Below are 18,611 nucleotides of genomic sequence, written 5' to 3' on the forward strand. Positions count from 1 at the left end.
CAGCGAGCTTACTCACATTAATCCAACCCGTTATGGAACTGCGTGACACTTCGATGTCCGGCGAGACATTGAACCAGCCCCTGAATGACGGCGCCGCCACTCCGGCAGCCGAATCCGTGAACATTTCCGAGTCAGTAACAGCCGAATGCCCTGCGACCGCCCAGGAGGCCGCTCCGGCCGAGGAATGCTCTGTGGCCGAAGTTGCCGCAGCCGAGGCCGAGGCCCCGGTGTCAGCAGAGGTTCCGGCAGCCGAACCGGTCACTAAAGAGGGTCTTGTTGAGGCCCTCAGACTTCTTTCGGAAAAGGAGGCCTCAGAGATTGCGGCAGATGAGGTGTCGCGCCTTAAGCAGCAGTTCTATGCCATACGCAACGAGGAGCAGCGCCGCCAGCGCGAGGCTTTTGTTGAGGCCGGCAATCAGGCGGAGGCATTTGAGCCTCAGGCTGATCCGGCTGAGGAGGGCTTCAAGGCTCTGCTTGCGACTGTCAAGGAGAAAAAGGCCGAGCAGCGTGCGGCCGTAGAGGCTCTCCAGCAGGAGAACTACAACCGCAAGAAGGCTATCGTTGACAAGATCACCGAAATGGGTGCCGATGTTGACAATGCCAACCGGTTTTTCCAGCAGGTGCGCGATCTGCAGACAGAGTTCAAGGAGATAGGCGAGGTGCCGGCTCCGCTTTCGGGCGATCTCTGGAAGAGCTATCAGGACGCTGTGGAAAAATATTATGACCAGCTTAAGATCAACAAGGAGCTGCGTGACTATGATTTCAAGAAAAATCTTGGCGAGAAAGAGGCTCTGGTGGCCGAGGCTGAGAAACTTTGCGGCGAGGAGGATGTGATAGCGGCTTTCCGCCGCCTGCAGACGCTCCACGACCAGTGGCGCAACATCGGTCCTGTGCCCAAGGATGTGCGCGAGGAGATCTGGGGCCGCTTCAAGGATCTTTCGGCCGACATCAACAAGCGCTATCAGGCGTTTTTTGAAGAGCGCAAGGCCCGCGAGCGTGAAAACGAGGAGGCCAAGGAGGCTATCTGCCAGAGAGTGGAGGCTTTCGAGTTTGACAAGCTGTCAACTTTCGCAGCCTGGGACGAGATGACCAAAAAGATCATCGAGGCTCAGGAAGATTGGAAGAAGATCGGTTTCGCATCGCGGAAGTCAAACAATCAGCTCTTTGCCCGTTTCCGCGAGAGTTGCGACAAGTTCTTTGCCGCCAAGGCTGAGTTTTTCCGCACCATGAAGGATTCGCTGTCAAAGAATCTCGAACGCAAGATTGCTCTGTGTGAGCGCGCCGAGGCTCTGAAAGACAGCACCGAATGGCGCAAGGCCGCCGATGAGTTCGTGGCCATGCAGAAGGAGTGGAAGACTATCGGCGCTGTGGCCAAGAAGCACTCCGACCAGGTGTGGCACCGCTTCCTTGCAGCCTGTGACTATTTCTTCGAACAGAAAAAGAAAAATACTTCAGGCACACGCCGCACCGAGCGCGCGAACCTCGAACAGAAGAATGAGATCATCGAGAAGCTCAAGGCTGTCAATCCCGACGAGCTCGGCCGCGAGGAGGCTGTCAAGGTTGTCAAAGACCTTCAGGCCGAATGGCAGAGCGTGGGTCATGTGCCTTTCAGCGAGAAAGACGCTGTCTATGAGGCTTACCGTGCGGTGGTAAATGAGCTTTATCAGAAGCTCGACCTTTCGCAGCGCGGATCGCGCATGACTTCGTTCGAGAATTCGATCAAGGAGATCGGCAATGACGAAAACCGTCTTTACCGCGAGCGTGAGCGTCTGATGAGGGCTTATGAGCAGCGCAAGGGCGAGTTGCAGACGTATGAGAACAATATGGGCTTCCTCACAGCCAAGTCGAAAAACGCCGGAACGATGCTCCGCGAGATGGAGCGCCGTGTGCAGCGCCTGAAAGATGATCTGGCTGACCTTGAACAGAAGATCAAGGTCATTGACAGTAAACTGTAATAACCACATACCCCTTTTGCAGGGACGCTTTTCGCAATGCCGAGGTGCCGGAGGCCGAATCTGCCGCCGCCGGTGTCGAGGCCTCTGTGGGGGGCGTCCCTGCGGGGCAAATATCATGAGACCACACTCCGAGGGCCTGCCGCCGGCGAGGCCTTGTTAAAGAATGACTGGACCGGAACCGAAAATCAACAGGCCGACAGGCCGCTACAACCGTTACTATCGAAAGATACTCATAGCCGTGGACTTCGTTATACTCAACGCGGTCTTTTTCGGCGTGACGATGATGAATCCTGACGTGGAGGTGCTTCACGGGCGTCTCGTCTGGCTGCTTCTGAATCTGGCCTATGTGCCTGTGGCGCGCTATCAGGGGCGCATCCACAAGATCAGGGCGCTGCAGATGGACCGCCTGCTGCTGCTGACGCTCCGCGGGGCGCTCTGCCAGGCTCTGCTGTTTATCTTTCTGCTCTATCTGATGGGTCAGGAGCCGTTGCCGCTGATGACTTTCGTGGAGCTCTACGGGCTGTTCACGCCGCTGCTGATGCTGTGGTGGGGCAGCGCGCATTATCTGCTCAAGACATACCGCAGGAGCGGGCGGAGTTTCAGCCGCATAGTGATTGTGGGATGCCGTCCGACTGCCGAGAGGCTTCTGACGGAGATGCGCCTCGATCCGGGTTTCGGCTATCTATGCCAGGGATTTTTCGATATATACTGTCCGCCAGATTTCCGCTATAAGAATCTGTATGCGGGAAATTTAGCTGATCTGGAGGAGTTTGTGATCCGTGAGGCTACTGATGAGATTTTCTATACGCTTTCGGGCGAGAACAGTGAGGCGGTGCAGCTGGTTTCGGGTCTGTGCGAGAAGCTGATGATCAAGTTTCATTATGTGCCGCAGATCTCGCCTTATCTGACCCGCCGTTTCCGCCTTGACGCCATAGGGCAGATGCCTGTGCTTGAGGTGCGCCACAATCCGCTTGAGCGCGGGGTGAACCGGGTGATGAAGCGGACTTTCGATATTGTTTTCTCCGGGCTTTTCCTGCTGTTCTCGCCTTTGATTTTCATTCCGGTGGCCGTTGCGGTGAAGCTGAGTTCGCCGGGTCCTGTGTTTTTCAAGCAGGTGCGCACGGGCTACCGAGGGCGTGATTTTCTGTGCTGGAAGTTCCGCACGATGCATGTCAATAATGACGCGGATACGGTGCAGGCTACCAGAAATGATCCGCGTAAGACGCGCCTTGGGGAGTTTCTGAGGCGCACGAGCATTGATGAGCTTCCGCAGTTTATCAATGTGTTCAAGGGTGATATGTCGATTGTCGGTCCGCGTCCGCATATGCTGAAGCATACGGAGGATTACCGCCGTCTGATAGATCAGTATATGGTGCGTCATCTGATCAAGCCTGGGATCACCGGCTGGGCGCAGGTGCGCGGTTTCCGCGGTCAGACCGAGGAGCTGTGGCAGATGGAGAAGAGGGTGGAGAATGATATCTGGTATATAGAGCACTGGACTTTTATGCTTGACATGAAGATAATTGTGCGCACTGTGATCAATGCTCTGCGCGGCGAGGACGGTGCGTTCTGACAAGACTGATACACACATATACATACAGAAGGATTTTACAGAGTTCCAATGGATAACAGAGAGGAGATCAGGGAGAGGGCCGAGGCTCTGCTGAGAAGATTTTACGGTTACAGCAGTTTCCGTCCGCTGCAGCTTGACATTATCAGTTCGGCTGTGGAGGGGCGCGACAGTGTGGTGCTTATGCCTACGGGCGGCGGTAAGTCGATCTGCTATCAGATTCCGGCTCTGATGTCGGAGGGTGGTATCACGATTGTTGTGTCGCCGCTGATCGCGCTGATGAAGGATCAGGTGACGGCTCTGAGATCAAACGGGATTCCGGCTGCGGCTGTCAATTCGATGCAGACCGATGAGGAGAACCGCCACATTCTGGAGCAGCTTTTCAGCGGGCGCATCAAGATCGTCTATATTTCGCCTGAGCGTCTGCTGATGGAGATCGACCGCTGGTCGAGGGATCTGCCTGTGAGTCTGATCGCTATCGATGAGGCTCACTGCATTTCGCAGTGGGGCCATGATTTCCGTCCGGACTATACGCGGCTGTCGCGGATCAAGGAGCTTTTTCCGCATGTGCCTGTGATGGCGCTGACTGCGACTGCTGACCGCCTGACGCGCGACGATATCGCCACGCAGCTTGCGCTGAGGAATCCGCAGCTGTTCTTAGGGTCGTTTGACAGGCCGAATATTTCGCTGCGCGTGAGGAACAATCCGGGGAAGAAGGAGCGGATTCGCTATATCTCGACTCTCATAGAGCGTTACCGCCATGACGCGGGTATTGTCTATTGCATCAGCCGTAAGGCGGCGGAGTCGATGAACGATGATCTGCGGGCTCTGGGCTACCGTTCGGTGGTCTATCATGCGGGTCTGCCTGTGGCGGAGCGCAATCTGGCTCAGGAGAAGTTTATCAACGGCGATGTGCAGGTGGTGTGTGCCACGGTGGCTTTCGGTATGGGTATCGACAAGAGTAATATCCGCTGGGTGGTTCACAACAATATGCCGCGCAACATTGAGAGCTATTATCAGGAGATCGGGCGTGCGGGCCGCGACGGGGTGAAGGCTGAGGCTGTGATGTTTTATTCCTATTCGGACATAATCACGCTGCAGTCGTTCGTCGACGAGAGCGGGCAGCAGAGCATCAATGCGGAGAAGCTTAAGCGGATGCGTGAGTTTGCGGAGGCTTCGCTGTGCCGGCGCAGGATTCTGCTGAGCTATTTCAACGAGACGATGGATCATGACTGCGGCAATTGCGATGTGTGTCTGAATCCGCCGGAGCGGATGGACGGGACTGTTATTGCCCAGAAGGCTATGAGCGCTATTATCCGGACTGAGGGTCAGGCTGGTTTTTCGATGCTGATCGATATTCTCCGCGGGGCTGCGCGTCAGGATCTGATGCAGCGGGGTTTTCATCTGATCAAGACTTACGGTGCGGGGCGCGATCTGTCATATGCGGAGTGGAACTGTTATCTTTCGCAGCTGATCCAGTTAGGGCTGGTGGATATCGCTTATAATGAGAGCAATCATCTGAAGGTGACGCAATATGGCGCTGAGGTGCTGCGGGAGCGGCGCGAGGTGACTCTTGCGCGGTATAAGGAGCCTGAACGGCGCAAGGGCGGCCGCAGGCGTGTGGCTGTGGAGGAGGAGTTTACGGAGCTGAAGCCTGCGGAGCGTCTGCTTGCGGAGCTGAAGGAGGTTAGGCAGAAGCTGGCGCGGAAGGAGCAGGTGCCGCCTTATATTGTGCTGTCAGACAAGGTGCTGCTTGAGCTGGTGCGTGTGGAGCCTACGGATATGGAGGCTTTCTCGAAGGTGGAGGGTGTAGGCGAGAAGAAAACAATCCGCTATTGGAAGCCGTTTGTAACTGCGATAAGGAAGTTCAAGGGTGTTGCGGAGCCGCTTGGCACTGGGCTTTCGCATGAGGAGACTCTGCTGCTGCTGAATGCGGGCTATGATGTGGGTGAGATCGCGGCGACGAAGGGGATCAAGGAGCGGACGGTCTATGGTCATATCGCGGGGCTGATCCGTGATGACAAGCTGTCGGATTTTTCGTCGGTGATCACCCGCGAGCAGTATCTGCGTGTGATGGCTGTGGCTAAGGAGAGTCCGGAGGAGATGTATACGATTCTTGCTGACGAGATGCCTCCTGGGCTTCCGGGTGTGGCTCTGGCGATCAGCGATTATCTGCTGAGGCAGAAGGATAAGTGATTTATAAATATATAATATATACGATTATGGATTGTAAGAGTAATGATGATTCAATGAAGTGGGAGGTGCTTGAGAGTGAGTATCTCCACCGCCGGCCGTGGCTTACGGTGAGACGCGATAAGGTGCGTCTGCCTGACGGGACTGTGCATCCGGAGTATTATGTGCTTGAGTATCCTACGTGGGTTAATGTGATTGCGCTGACTCCTGAGGGTAAGTTTGTGATGGTGAAGCAGTATCGCCACGGTCTTGGGATTGTGGCTACGGAGCTTTGCGCGGGTGTGGCTGAGGAGGGTGAGGTGCCTCTGGAGGCTGCTCGGCGTGAGCTTCTGGAGGAGACGGGTTTCGGTGGCGGTGAGTGGGAGCTGCTGTCGGTGCTTTGTGCGAATCCGGGGAGCCAGAATAATCTGAGCTATAGTTTTGTGGCCCGTGGTGTGGTGCGGGTTGCGGAGCAGCATCTGGATGAGACGGAGGATGTTAGGGTTGAGATTCTCGATGAGGAGCAGGTGTGGGATATGCTTGTGAATGATGATCTTAAGCAGGCGCTTATGGCGGCGCCGCTCTGGAGGTTTTTTGCGCTTAAGGGGTGGGGATGATATAGGGGCCGTGCGGGTTGGTAAATCGGTGTCCTTTGTCGGACACCATTTTTAGGGAAATTTTTTACCCCCGACACCTTTGCGCTGCGCGCTTCGGTGTCGGGGGCTATGAGTAAACCGATGTCCTGACGGACATCACCGGGGCGTTGTCGGTCAGGTTTCGGGGTATTGGTCTTCGTCGTCGTATTTCTGGAAGAGGAAGTCGTTGTAGGGGAAGCGGGTGAGGTGTATTTCTTTTGCGCGCTGGTAGAGCATGTTTTTGAGTTCGTCGATGTTGGCTCCGGTGCGTGCTGAGATGAAGACGCAGTCGTGGGGCAGACGTGACATCCACATGCGTTTGAGCTCGTCGAGTGAGATGTTTTCGCGTGTCTGCGGTGTGAGGTCGTTTTCGTCTTTGGGTGTGTAGGTGAATGCGTCGATTTTGTTGAATACCATTATCATGGGTTTGTCGGCTCCGTTGCAGACTTCGCGGAGTGTTTTGTCGACAACTTCGATCTGTTCTTCGAAGTTTGGGTGTGAGATGTCTACTACGTGGACGAGGAGGTCGGCTTCGCGGACTTCGTCGAGGGTTGATTTGAATGAGTCGACCAGGTGTGTGGGGAGTTTGCGGATGAATCCTACGGTGTCTGTGAGGAGGAAGGGGAGGTTGTCGATGATTACTTTGCGTACGGTTGTGTCAAGTGTGGCGAAGAGTTTGTTTTCGGCAAATACGTCGCTTTTGCTGAGGAGGTTCATGAGGGTTGATTTGCCGGCGTTGGTGTAGCCTACGAGTGCTACGCGTGTTAGTTTTCCTCGGTTTTTGCGCTGTATGGCTTTCTGTTTGTCGATGTTGCGGAGTTCTTCTTTGAGGAGTGAGATTTTGGTGAGGATGATGCGTCGGTCGGTTTCGATCTGTGTTTCGCCGGGTCCGCGCATACCGATGCCGCCTCGCTGGCGTTCGAGGTGGGTCCACATTCGGGTGAGGCGTGGGAGGAGGTATTGGTATTGTGCGAGTTCTACCTGGGTTTTGGCGTTGGCTGTGCGGGCGCGTTTTGCGAAGATGTCGAGGATGAGGCTTGTGCGGTCGAGGATTTTTACTTTGAGTTCGCGCTCGATGTTGAGGACTTGTTTTGATGAGAGGTCGTCGTCGAAGATGGCCATGCTGATGTCGTTGTCTTCGATGAATGCGCGGATTTCTTCGAGTTTGCCTTTTCCTACGAATGTCCGTGGGTTGGGGTATGGGAGGCGCTGCATGAATGTGTGGACTGTCTCGGCTCCTGCGGTGTCGGCGAGGAAGGCGAGTTCGTCGAGGTATTCGCGCGATTTTGCTTCGTTCTGCTGTTCGGTGATGAGGCCTACCAGCACTGCGCGTTCGTTGATCTGCTCATTGAGTATGTTGTCGATCATGAGATTCGGGGTGTTATGTGTCTTTGTGGAACTGATGATTCCACAAAGATAACAATTTTGCTCTGAAAAAGGGTAATGGCGCGGGCTGGAATAATGTGGCGGCGGGGTGCGGGTGGTGTCTGTGGGGCCGGTTCAGGCGGTGACGTTGCGTTTTTTGATGAGTCTGGAGAGATAGATGTTCGAGAGTCCCCAGAGGAGTATGTCGAGGATGATGATGATGTTTATGTTGACGCTGAGGAGGCTTGACAGCGTTACGTTAATGACGGTGAACATGAGCGATACGCTTACGATGGTTATCATTGCTGCACGGGGTTTCATTCCGGCGGCAAGGATTTTGTGGTGGATGTGGTTTTTGTCGGGGAGGAAAGGGCTGTGGTGCTGGCGGATGCGCAGCATATAGACGCGGATTACGTCGAAGCAGGGTACGATCAGGGGTGAGAAGGCGAGGATGGGTGTGCTGATGGATATTTTGGCTGAGTCGGGGTGGATGAAGAGGATGGTGCCGAGGACGGCGAGGATCAGTCCGATGGTGAGCGATCCGGTGTCGCCCATGAATATTTTTTTGTGTTTGTTTGCGTCGCCGAATACGTTGTAATAGTAGAAGGGTACGAGGACTCCGAGTGTGGCGAAGCTGATGACTGAGAGTGCGTAGTCGCCGAGGAGGTAGAATGAGAATCCGTAGATGACGCATGCTATTGAGCTGAGGCCTGATGCGAGGCCGTCGATGCCGTCGATGAGGTTGATGGCGTTGATTAGGAAGACGATTACGATGAGGGTGAAGGGGTAGCCGAACCAGGGTGATACGCTTTCGATTCCGAGGACTCCGGCGAGGTCTGAGAACCAGACTCCGCTGCTTATCAGGAAGGCTGCGCAGATGATCTGGACTACGAATTTTGCGCGGTATTTGATGCCGATGAGGTCGTCGGCCATTCCGACGAGGTAGAGGAGTTCGAGTGCGATGAAGGTTGAGATGAAGGGGAGTACTGAGTCGGCGAAGGCTTGGGAGATGTTGTCAAATCCGAGCTGGATGTTTGTGACAAGGGCTACTGCGATGGAGGTGAAGATTACGGGCACAAAGGCGATGCCGCCGAGGCGGGGGACGAGTCCTTTGTGGATCTTGCGTTCGTTGACTTCGTCAAAGAGATTGCGGCGGAAGGCAATCAGGAGTATCTGCGGTATAAGAAAACCTGCAAGGAGTACGCACAAAATGAATATGCACAACAAGTTAATTGGCCAATATCCCATAATTCCGGAGCTTGATAAAGAGTATTAAAAGATAAAAGAATGTAGACGATTGAAAAAAGTGAATTTATTTCTATGAATCAGCAATATTTATGACGGGCAACGAGTCTGGTTTCTGGAGGAAATAGAGATGTATGCCTATTCAAACGCAAATTTACATTATTTTTATTTATTTACAAAATAAATGTTCGGTTGTCTGTCGGGCCGGGAGGGGTAGTTTGCTGATATGTGGTGTGTTGGTGGCTGTGATTATGTCCGGGCTGCGAGTGACGGGGCTGAAAATTTGTGGTTTTTTGTGTTTTTGTGTATTTTTGTGGCGACCAACACACACACATCTGCTTATGACCAGCTTTTTTGGAAAATTGAAAGGGCTGCTGCTTTCTTATCCCGACAAAGAGTATATTGACTGGCAGATGTCGGGTCTGAAGCAGTCAGTCAAAGAAAATCATATTGCGCCTCTTCTGATTCAGAATCTTCTTTACCGTTCTGATCCTGGGGTTACTTCGGAGCGTTGCTGCGGAGAGGAGCTTGTCGTGTCGCTTTCGACTTTCGGGCAGCGTATCCACGGTGTGGCTCTTACGGTGGAGTCTATTATGGAGCAGACGGTGAGGCCTAACCGTATTGTGCTCTATCTTGGGCATGAGTTCGAGGGGCCGGGCCGGATTCCGGGTTCGCTGAGGTTGCTTGAGCGGAGGGGGCTTGAAATCAGGTTTGTGCGTGATATCGGGCCTTATACGAAGCTGCTGCCTGCGTTGCGTGATTTTCCGGGGGCTACGGTGATTACGGTGGATGATGATATTCTGTATGATTTCGATTTTGTTTCGACTCTTGTGAACGGGCATCTTGTTTGTCCGGGTGCGGTTGTGGCTCCGCGTTGCCGTGTGATGGAGGTTGCTGCTGATGGTGGTCTGAGGCTGCCGTTTGTGGACTGGGGGCTGGCTGAGAATGGGTGTGAGCCTTCGATGTGGCTTCAGCCTGAGGGTGTGAGGGGTGTGCTTTATCCGCCTGAGTCGCTTGACGGGCGGGTGTTTGATGAGGAGGTTTTTATGGCGCTTTGCCCTACTACGGATGATTTCTGGTTTAAGGCTATGAGTCTGCTGCGGGGTACTCCGGTGATGAAGTGTTATGGCGGTGGCAATAGGGCGAGTCTTGTGAATTCGCGGTCTGATGTGAGCCGTACGCTTCATGAGGTCAATAGCGGGTCTGACGGTTATGACTGTCAGTGGAGGGCGCTTTTCAAGTATTTTGATCTTGGGCGGTTTCTTGGGTGATTGTCGGTCTGTCTTTCCGGTGTGTGCGGGGTTTTTCTGTGTGTGGGCCTTGCGTGATGGTAAATCGGTGTCCTCGCCGGACACCATTTTTAGGGAAATGTTTTATCCCCCCGACACCTTTGCGCTGCGCGCTTTGGTGTCGGGGCTATGAGTAAACCGATGTCCTGGCGGACATCAGCCGTGCGGGATGTTGGCGGACATCACTGGGGCGGGTGTATGCGGGGGTCTTTCAGTATGAATGCCGTGCGGGGCGGGGTTAGTTTTCTTCGGTCCATTTGGGGAGGGTGAAGATGAATTCGAGGCCTCCGGTGGAGCGGTTGTGGACTGAGATTGTGCCTCCGAGGGAGATTATGGTGCTTTTGACGATGGGGAGGCCGAGACCTGTTCCGCCCATTTTGCGGGAGCGTCCGGTGTCGACCCGGTAGAAGCGTTCGAAGAGGTGGGGGATGTGTTCGGAGCTGACTCCGTTGCCGTTGTCGTAGAAGGAGAATACGTAGAAGCGTTTGTTTTCGGATATCATGCGGAGTCCTATCTCTGTGCCTCCGGAGTGGAGTGCGGCGTTGCGTATGAGTCCGCATATCATGCCTTGAATGAGGTTGTAGTTTCCGGAGACGTTGCATTCGAAGGGTATGTCGAAGGAGAATTCGAGGTTTCCGGAGAGGTTGTTGGCCGGGAGGTCGCTTTCGATCTGGTAGACGAGGTCGTGCATGTCGATTTTTTCGACGGCTATCATGTCGGCTCCGTTTTCGAGGCGTGTCATTGTTGAAACGTCGTTGAGCAGGTCGGTGAGGCGCTCGACGTTCATGAGCATTCTGTCGAGGAAGCGGTTGCGGGTTGCGGTGTCCATTTCGGGGTCGGCTATGATTGATTCGAGGTAGCCTCGGATGATGCCGACCGGGGTTTTGATTTCGTGGTTGATGTTGTTGGTGAGCTGGCGTGTGATTTTGACTTTTTCCTCTATGGCGTTGATGGCTATCTTGCGTTCTTTTTTGATGAGTTCCATTGCTTTGAGGCGTTCGCGGTAGAGCTTGATGATTTCGCGTGAGATTTCGCCGAGTTCGTTGCGGGGAAATTTGTCTTCGCCTGAGAAGCGTCCGCCGGTCGTGGCGCGGTAGGCGAAGTCTTTGAGCAAGACTACGTTGCGCGAGAGGATGCTGGTGAAGTAGTAGGTTACGAGGAGGGTGGTCAGTAGGCAGCCGATTATGACGAGCCATACTGTGGTGTCGACGTCGATTGCGTCATGGACGTTGTCGCTGTATGGCATGGCTGTGCGGACGGTTACGCGCCCGTCTGAGCTTTTTGTCTTTGAGAAGAGATAGCAGTTTCCGTCTTCGTCGCTTCCGACGGTGCGTCCGGCTATGATTTTGCGTTCGCTTCCTTCGGTTGGGCTGTTGTCGAGCCCGTAGCCCCTGAGAGTCAGGCCGTCGTTGTCGATGGGGATGGGTGTTCCGAGAGAGTATTGGAGCTGCCCGTCGAAGTAGACGCTGACTCTGACGCCTTCAAAGACTGATCCTTTGAATAATTTCTGGATGAAGTTGAGGAAGGTGCGGAGGTTTACGTCTTCATCGTAGGCGTTGAGGATGCGGTTGTCGATCATTTCCAGTTCGGAGCCGAATATCTGTGCGCGGTAGTCGGCCTCGCGTTTGTATTGGTAGTATATTATGAGGCCGAATACTATGCAGAGTATGGTTGCGAGCGGCAGAAATAGTCGCCATTGATAACTGAGCTGGTGTTTCATAACAACTGTGAGGCCGGGGGGTGGGTATTGTTGTGAAACGCTCTTTAGTCTTTTTCTTTAAAGCCGTAGCCGAATCCGAGTCTGGTTTCGATGTTGTTGCCGTAGCGGCCGATTTTTTTTCTAAGACGTGTGATGTTTGTGTCGATGGTTCGGTTTGTGACTACGACGTCGTCGGCCCAGACGTGGCGTATGATTTCTTCGCGTGAGTAGATGCGGTTGCGGTGGGTGAGGAAGAAGGCGAGGATCTCAAGTTCGGTTTTTGTAAGGGCTATTTTTTCGCCGTCGAGGCTGCAGATTTTGTCGTTGGGGTCGATGCGCAGGCCCTGGTAGGCGATCTGCGGTTCGAGCGCGCTGTCGCCGGCTATGGTGGCGGCTGCGGCTTCGCGTGCGCGGCGTGCTATCTGGGTGCGGCGGAGGACGGCGTTGACTCTAGCTGTCATTTCGCTGATCTTGAAGGGCTTGGTGATGTAGTCGTCGGCTCCGATGTTGAGGCCCATGACGGTGTCGTCTTCTCCGTTGAGGGCTGAGCAGAAGATGATTGGGGTTTCTTCTGTTGCCGATGAGTTGCGCAGGCGTTTGGCGAAGTCGAATCCGCTCAGCCGCTCCATCATGATGTCGACAATGAAGAGATCGTAGGGCGTGAGGTCCATTTCGAGCGCTTCTTCGGCGCTGAATGCCATGTCGACATGATAGCCTTCTTTCTCAAGGTTATATTTCAGGATTTCGCAGATTGATTCTTCGTCGTCGATTACTAAAAGGCGTGTACTCATTGTCTATGGTCAGGGTCTATGGCGGTTAGTGTAATATATGTATGCGGATGCGGGGCTTGAGGAGGGGGTGGGCCCGCTTTTTAAGATGCTAAGGTACGACATTTTCGGGGAGTGTGGTGTTAATAAGTGTTAAATACAGAGGGTGTGTGAACTTTCCTCCGGCACGGCGGTTATAAAGACATAGTTACTATATTTGCACTGTGTTTTCATGGTATTAGATTTAAGGTTAAAGAGCAAAGAGGCTGTCGTGATGACAGCCTTTTGTTTTTTTGGGGTGTTACGGTGCCGAGGATGAAAGACATTCAGACAAATTTGCTGCTTAACAAAATCTAAATAGGGTTAAATGCGGAAACTATCGGCGGGGCGGGGGCGTTTTGATTCTGTCAGAAGACGGAGTTTTACTATAGATAATAATAATTAAACACACACCTGACTATGGAATTTCTTAAACATGACCATCCGGAAGAACGTGCGAAATGTCGCCGTCGCCACATCGTCCATTGTATTATTCATGCGACTCTGCAGGTTGCCACTCTTGCTGTGGCTGCCGCAGCTCTCTGTGAGATCGAGAAGTTGCGTGAATCGGTCGGCCATCTGAAGCGTGCCAGGTAGGCCGGGCCGAGAAGATGAAAAAAGCAGCTCCGATACCTGACCCGGTACCGGAGCTGCTTTTTAGTGACTCCTACAGGATTCAAACCTGTAACCTTCTGATCCGTAGTCAGATGCTCTATTCAGTTGAGCTAAGGAGCCGTTTTGTGAGTGCAAAATTAGGCCTTTTATTTTAAACCACCAAATTTTTTCGGAAAAAATATTGAAAAAGTTTTCAACATAGTTATTAACATAGTTGTCAACAAGTTTTGAACACAGCTGTGAATAATGTTGAAAACCTGAGGGGGAGGATATAAAGCAATCGGGCTATCCGTCTGATATACCGTTGGTTGTCGGCGTGGTGACGGATGGCCCGATGTTAATAACTGATGTTGATAAGTCAGTGGGGCGGGTGTTATTTGCCCATGAGTTCCTTGACTTTGTCGGCGCCGGCCTGGGCGGCGTCGGCGGTTTTTTCTTTGGCGCTTTCAACTGCGGAGGCTGCTTTTTCCTTGGTCTGTTCGGCTGCGTCGCTGATGGCTTCTTTAGCTGAGCTGACTTTGTCGCTTACGGCTTTTGAGGTGGAGTCGGCGAGTTCTTTGGCTGATTCTTTGGTTGCTTCGAATGTGGAGTCTGCTTTGGCCTTGAGGTCAAGAGCTGTGAGGCCCAGCACTGCTGATGGATCTTTGGCCTTTACAGCTGGGGTCACATCGCTGAGGAAGGTTTCGGCGGCTGAGTCTTTGCCGTCTTTGATGAGTTTGTCGGCATAGTCTTTGGCCTGCTGGACGTAGATCTTGAGGCTGTCAGGATCGGTGCAGTTCTCGATTTTTGCCTTCAGGGCTTCACCCTTGTCCTGGGCTTTCTTTTCGGCACTGCAGCTGACCATCATGACTGTGGCTACGAGTGCGGCTGATAGAAATAGCTTTTTCATAATCTGGTAAAGTATGAGTTTTACCTTGTTATAAAACCTGAGAGGGGTAAAATGTTCATCGGTCGGATCAGAGCGGGGCTACGGCGATGCGTTTGGTCATTGTGGATGACTGTCCGCCGGTGGTGACGGTGGTCTTGTAGAGGTAGATGCCGCGGGTTACTTTCGATCCGGCGCGGTCGGTGAGGTTCCAGGTGACGGGGGCTGAGGCATACATGTCGGCTCGGCCTGTGGTCTGGGAGTCCCAGAGGAGTTTGCCGTTGAGGTCGTAGACCTCGATGCGGACTGTGAGTGTGGCATCTGGGCGGTTGTGGGTCACGTAGAAGTTTGCCTGGGTGAGGGCTGGGTTGGCGTCGGAGTAGATGTCGAAGATCCTGGGGGCAAGGTCGGGGTTTACAAAGAAGTCGATCGAGGCTGAGGCTGAGTTTCCGGCTGTGTCCCAGATGCGGAGGGTGGCGGTGTGGTTTCCGGCGCTGAGTTCGGGGAGGCGGTAGAAGATGGAGCCTGTGGGAGAGCCGTCGATGTCAGGGGTGTAGCCGTTTGAAATGTCGGTGAGGTTCAGGTCGTTGTCGATGCGTAGGCTCATCTGATGGCCTATGCCGAGGTTTGACATGTTGAGGGCTACGTCGTCTCTGACGCGGGCTATCAGTACGGGGTTGGCGCCTACGACGTCAGACGGGCGGAAGCTTTCGTGGTCGAGGTAGAGCGATTCGATTACGGGGGGCACGTTGTCGGTCTCGGCGTCGTAGTCAAATCCGTAGACGTAGAGGTTGCGGCTCACTCCGGTGGCCTCGGTGCCGTCATCGGCGGCGGCAAATAGTGTCATGGTGGCGGGGCGGTAGTTTTCGGCTACTTCGGAGGGCATGGGTATGGTTATCTCGAAGAGTCCGTCGGTGACTGAGGTGCGGCCTGAGAAGAGGCGTTCGCCTTTTTCGTCGAATGTGACTGATTCGCCGTCATCGCCGCGTCCTTCGGTGGTCTGGCTGTGTTCGGCATCGAAGAGTGTCAGTGATAGCCAGCCGTTGAAGCTGTCGATGCGTTTGCCGGAGGGGTCGCAGATCTCACCTTTGACCACGGGGCGGCCGAGGGCTTTGAGCTCAGGTCGGGATTCGTCGCTGACCTCCGTGCCGTCGACCGAGAGGAGGCGCACGGTGTTGACGGGGGTGGCGAGCCTCAGGGCCGGGTCGCCGAAGAAGACGTAGCGGCGGATGTTTTCATCGACTGTCATGTTTTTGGCCTGACGTACCACTTCTCCCATAGGTATGAAGCGCCCGTCGGAGTCGCGGGTGAGGGCTACTTTGCCGAAGTTGTCGGAGAGTACGCCGTTGCGGGCTATGTAGACGGGGCGCACGGCGCAGAGGCCGCCGATGATGCCGCCGTTGTCAGTGAGCAGCAGTGATTCCATGCCGCAGGTGGCCGATCCGTCAAATTGGGCGAAGGTGCAGGTGGCGGCGTAGAAGAAGGGTGGCTGGCGGAGGTAGAGGCTGTTGAGGTTGGCGGTGGTGAATATGCCGTCGCCTGAGAGGGAGTTGATTGATCCGTGGCCTATGTATGACCATAGTATCACGCCGTCGTCGAGCAGCGAGAAGATGCGGTCAGAGGCTTCTTTGGAGGTGCCGTCGGTGAGCCGGTAGGCGTCGATGAATACTTTGTTGAATGTGAAGCCGCTGCCTGATTCGGTGGATAGCATCCGGGCTTCCATTGTTTTGGTCTGGGTCATGTGGTCGCCGCCGTTGCCATCGTCGGCAAACATCATGATGCGGTTGCGCCATTCGCTTTGGGCGGGTGACGTGACGTATTTTTCAAGCCGCCGCACAAATATTTCGGCCGATTGGGCAGATCGGGCGGGTATGCGGCCCACGGCTATGCTGTTTGTGGCGTTGACAAGGCTTAGACCTGAGTTGTCTTCGAGGAAGGTGAGAATGTCGTCGGAGCAGAAAGAGTTGCTTTCGTTGACGCAGTGTTCCGACTGCCAGATGGGGAGGGTGAGAGCCGGGCTTGATGACATGGCTGGCGTGAGGCGGCGGTGGTCATGGGTGGCGCCGCCCATGAGCAGGACGTATCTGAGAGTAGTGGCGGAGGGAGTGGCTTTTCCGCGGTCGTAGAACATTTTGAGCATGCGGCGCATGGCGTTGACGTCGGCGCAGCCTGAACCGAACTCGTTGAAGACCTGTTCGTCAGTGACTATGAGTACTTTCATGTTGTCAGGAGCGGCGGTGTGGATGGCGGCTATGCGGTTGCTCTGGCCGAGGAGCTGGGGGGGAGAGATTATGATCATGTCAGGCGTCTCGGCGGCATGGATATCCTGGTTGTCGAGATGGCGGACGAGGCGCGGCTGGGGCAAAGAGGAGGTGGAGGTCCAGGCGCAGTAGGTGCGCAGGCCGTTGTAGTCGTTGGTCCAGCCGGAGGTTTTGCCGTCGGCTGTAGCGCGCATGGCTATGGGGCGGCGAGGGTCTGTGACGTCCCAGATGCGTGTCTCGGCCGAGGTGCCTTCGAGGCGGAGCGAGCGGCTGTCAGAGGTGAACACGAGATGGCCTGAGGCTGGGAGGGCCAGGCGGCGGGTGTAGGTGAGGTTGATTTTGTCGAGGTTGGCTATGCGCAGGGCGCCGCTGATGCTGATGCCGATGCCTAAGGAAAGGGAGGTGCCGTTGATGGTGAAGCGTTTGCGCACGCGGCATGTGTCGCCCCAGTTGTCGTTGCTTACGCCTGAGACCTTGTCGCCGGCGGCTTTCGGGAGGGTCTGGCCGTTGGCGGTGAAGGTAAGGTTGATGGGGGTGCTGACAGATTTTCCGTAGAACTCGCATTGCATCCAGATGTCGGTGTTCTCTACTCGGCCCGGAAGCTGGAAGCTGAAGGTGCGCGATGGGGTGAAGCGGAAGTCTTCGCCTAAGAGCTGGTGGCCGCTTTCGGCGGGTGTTGTGCGGTCGAGTTCGTGGTAGAGGCGTTCGGTGAAGGTTGTGGCGGCGTCAGGCTGCGGGGCTGAGCCTTCGGTGGGGATTGAGGGGTCGTCCTGCGGGCGTGAGTCGCTCAGGAAGTAGTAGCCGAGGGTGGAGTAGGGGTTGAGGGAGTGGGTGAAGATGTCGTCGCGCTCGCGGGTCCATGTGACGGGGCCTTCGGCGTAGAACACTATGCCGGCTGAGGTGAGTTCGCTGCGCACGAGCGGGAGGTCATCAATGTAGTTGTCGATGCTGAGGAGGTCGGGGATGCGTTGGCCGCCGTAGCCGTAGACGCGCACGTTTTCAGGGTTGGTGAAGCCTAAGGTGCGCAGTGTTGATGTGGTTATGAGGTGCGGACCAGAGGTCTCGACGCTCATCTTGACCCAGCGGCCCGACGAGAGGACGGACGATGTCGTGTAGGTGTCGGTGCTGAATCCGAGAATCCGGGCCGGAAAGGCACAGAGGAATGTGATGGCGGTAAGTATGCTGAGTAACCGGAGTTTCATCTGCGGGGTTATCTGATTGGTCTATGGGATATCTTTATATAAACGTGGCTGTTAGCCTATTATTGTGTGTCGGCTGCTGCCGATGTCATGCATCCGGAGGCAAACACAGCCCAGTCGGTGCGCGAGCCTTTGAAGGCGTTGATGTCGACCGGGGCGTTGATTCCGTTGATCCAGCCGTTGTGTGTTCCCTGCCAGAGGTGCCATTTCATGTCTTTTGGTTCGTCGACGAGCGAGCAGATCCATAGCGGGTAGCCTTCGAGACGGCCTTTGATGAAGCGGGCGAAGCCGTTTTTGTTGGTGTAGATCATCACGCGGTAGCCGTGGCTTTCAAGATGATCTATCATCTCGGATAGGCGGTTGAGCACCATCGCTGTTGGCTGGCTGTTTGGGTTGGCCCACTCTTCGAGGTCGATGACGAGGGGGAGGTCGAGCTGGCGTCCGCGCACGGAGTTGAGGAAATTGAGCCCTTGCATGTAGCCCGGAGTGTCGAAGCGGAAGAAGTGATATGCGCCTGTTTTCAGCCCTGCTTCGCGGGCAAGCCTGATGTTGTCAATGAATTTCTTGTCTTTGAAAGTGCCTCCTTCGGTGGCTTTTATGATTGCGAAGTCTATGCCTTCGGCTGCCACCTTGCGGAAGTCGATATCGCCGTTGTGGGCGCTGATGTCGATCCCGATGACCTCGAAGCGGTCACGGTCGGGATAGATTTTGGTCGATCTCCTGCCGTAGCCGCAGCCTGTCAGCAGGACTGCGCCAAGGAGCAGCAAGGCGACGAGCGGCGAAAGTAATACTGATTTCTTCATGGCGGCGGATTTGTCAGCAGATACAAATATAGCGCTTTTTTCGTGAAAATACCGAAAACAATCTCTAAATTTGCACTTTCAGAAAGCCGGAGGGTGAAAATCGGCTCTCCTGTCACACCCTCTTATATAGTT

Annotated in this window: 13 protein-coding genes and 1 tRNA gene; 6 read left to right on the forward strand and 8 right to left on the reverse strand. The window is 54.7% G+C overall.

Annotated features, from left to right (window positions below):
• Nucleotides 1-32: 32 nt before the first annotated feature.
• The 4 genes from E7745_RS04325 to E7745_RS04340 all read left to right on the forward strand — a co-directional run bounded on the left by E7745_RS04325 (nucleotide 33) and on the right by E7745_RS04340 (nucleotide 6,314).
• On the forward strand, nucleotides 33-1,955 hold the full coding sequence (locus E7745_RS04325) for a DUF349 domain-containing protein (protein WP_107032356.1): 1,923 nt from the start codon (nucleotides 33-35) through the stop codon (nucleotides 1,953-1,955).
• A 163-nt stretch (nucleotides 1,956-2,118) separates the two neighbouring features.
• On the forward strand, nucleotides 2,119-3,528 hold the full coding sequence (locus E7745_RS04330; RefSeq protein ID WP_107032355.1) for an undecaprenyl-phosphate glucose phosphotransferase: 1,410 nt from the start codon (nucleotides 2,119-2,121) through the stop codon (nucleotides 3,526-3,528).
• 48 nt (nucleotides 3,529-3,576) lie between these two features.
• Nucleotides 3,577-5,721, forward strand: coding sequence for a DNA helicase RecQ (recQ, locus tag E7745_RS04335; protein ID WP_168182002.1), 2,145 nt, complete (start codon nucleotides 3,577-3,579; stop codon nucleotides 5,719-5,721).
• A 26-nt stretch (nucleotides 5,722-5,747) separates the two neighbouring features.
• Nucleotides 5,748-6,314, forward strand: coding sequence for an NUDIX hydrolase (locus E7745_RS04340; protein WP_240740365.1), 567 nt, complete (start codon nucleotides 5,748-5,750; stop codon nucleotides 6,312-6,314).
• Between the two features lie 153 nt (nucleotides 6,315-6,467).
• On the opposite strand, the gene hflX is transcribed toward E7745_RS04340, so the two are convergent.
• Nucleotides 6,468-7,700 (reverse strand): GTPase HflX, encoded by a 1,233-nt coding sequence (gene hflX / locus E7745_RS04345; RefSeq protein WP_136408378.1) that lies wholly within the window; start codon nucleotides 7,698-7,700, stop codon nucleotides 6,468-6,470.
• 132 nt (nucleotides 7,701-7,832) lie between these two features.
• On the reverse strand, nucleotides 7,833-8,906 hold the full coding sequence (locus E7745_RS04350; RefSeq protein ID WP_240597733.1) for an undecaprenyl/decaprenyl-phosphate alpha-N-acetylglucosaminyl 1-phosphate transferase: 1,074 nt from the start codon (nucleotides 8,904-8,906) through the stop codon (nucleotides 7,833-7,835).
• A 377-nt stretch (nucleotides 8,907-9,283) separates the two neighbouring features.
• Here E7745_RS04350 and E7745_RS04355 point away from each other — a divergent pair, with 377 nt between their 5' ends.
• Nucleotides 9,284-10,213, forward strand: coding sequence for a hypothetical protein (locus E7745_RS04355; RefSeq protein ID WP_136408379.1), 930 nt, complete (start codon nucleotides 9,284-9,286; stop codon nucleotides 10,211-10,213).
• Between the two features lie 256 nt (nucleotides 10,214-10,469).
• On the opposite strand, the gene E7745_RS04360 is transcribed toward E7745_RS04355, so the two are convergent.
• Nucleotides 10,470-11,951, reverse strand: a complete 1,482-nt coding sequence (locus E7745_RS04360; RefSeq protein WP_136408380.1) for a cell wall metabolism sensor histidine kinase WalK — start codon at nucleotides 11,949-11,951, stop codon at nucleotides 10,470-10,472.
• A gap of 44 nt (nucleotides 11,952-11,995) precedes the next feature.
• Complete coding sequence (locus E7745_RS04365; RefSeq protein WP_123398142.1) at nucleotides 11,996-12,721, reverse strand: response regulator transcription factor; 726 nt, start codon at nucleotides 12,719-12,721, stop codon at nucleotides 11,996-11,998.
• Nucleotides 12,722-13,156: 435 nt separating this feature from the next.
• Between E7745_RS04365 and E7745_RS14785 the strand changes: the two genes are divergently transcribed.
• The gene (locus tag E7745_RS14785) at nucleotides 13,157-13,333 is read left to right on the forward strand and encodes a hypothetical protein (RefSeq protein WP_160630155.1); all 177 of its coding nucleotides are present in this window, start codon (nucleotides 13,157-13,159) and stop codon (nucleotides 13,331-13,333) included.
• A gap of 64 nt (nucleotides 13,334-13,397) precedes the next feature.
• Here E7745_RS14785 and E7745_RS04370 read toward each other — a convergent pair.
• From E7745_RS04370 to E7745_RS04385, 4 genes are all read right to left on the reverse strand, one after another.
• A tRNA-Arg gene (locus E7745_RS04370) sits at nucleotides 13,398-13,471 on the reverse strand.
• A 253-nt stretch (nucleotides 13,472-13,724) separates the two neighbouring features.
• Complete coding sequence (locus tag E7745_RS04375) at nucleotides 13,725-14,240, reverse strand: hypothetical protein (RefSeq protein ID WP_107032348.1); 516 nt, start codon at nucleotides 14,238-14,240, stop codon at nucleotides 13,725-13,727.
• Nucleotides 14,241-14,307: 67 nt separating this feature from the next.
• Nucleotides 14,308-17,679, reverse strand: a complete 3,372-nt coding sequence (porU, locus tag E7745_RS04380; RefSeq protein ID WP_136408381.1) for a type IX secretion system sortase PorU — start codon at nucleotides 17,677-17,679, stop codon at nucleotides 14,308-14,310.
• Between the two features lie 59 nt (nucleotides 17,680-17,738).
• Nucleotides 17,739-18,479, reverse strand: a complete 741-nt coding sequence (locus E7745_RS04385) for a glycoside hydrolase family 25 protein (RefSeq protein ID WP_107032346.1) — start codon at nucleotides 18,477-18,479, stop codon at nucleotides 17,739-17,741.
• Nucleotides 18,480-18,611 lie beyond the last annotated feature (132 nt).

The organism is Duncaniella sp. C9, from assembly GCF_004803935.1.
Lineage (GTDB): Bacteria > Bacteroidota > Bacteroidia > Bacteroidales > Muribaculaceae > Duncaniella > Duncaniella muris.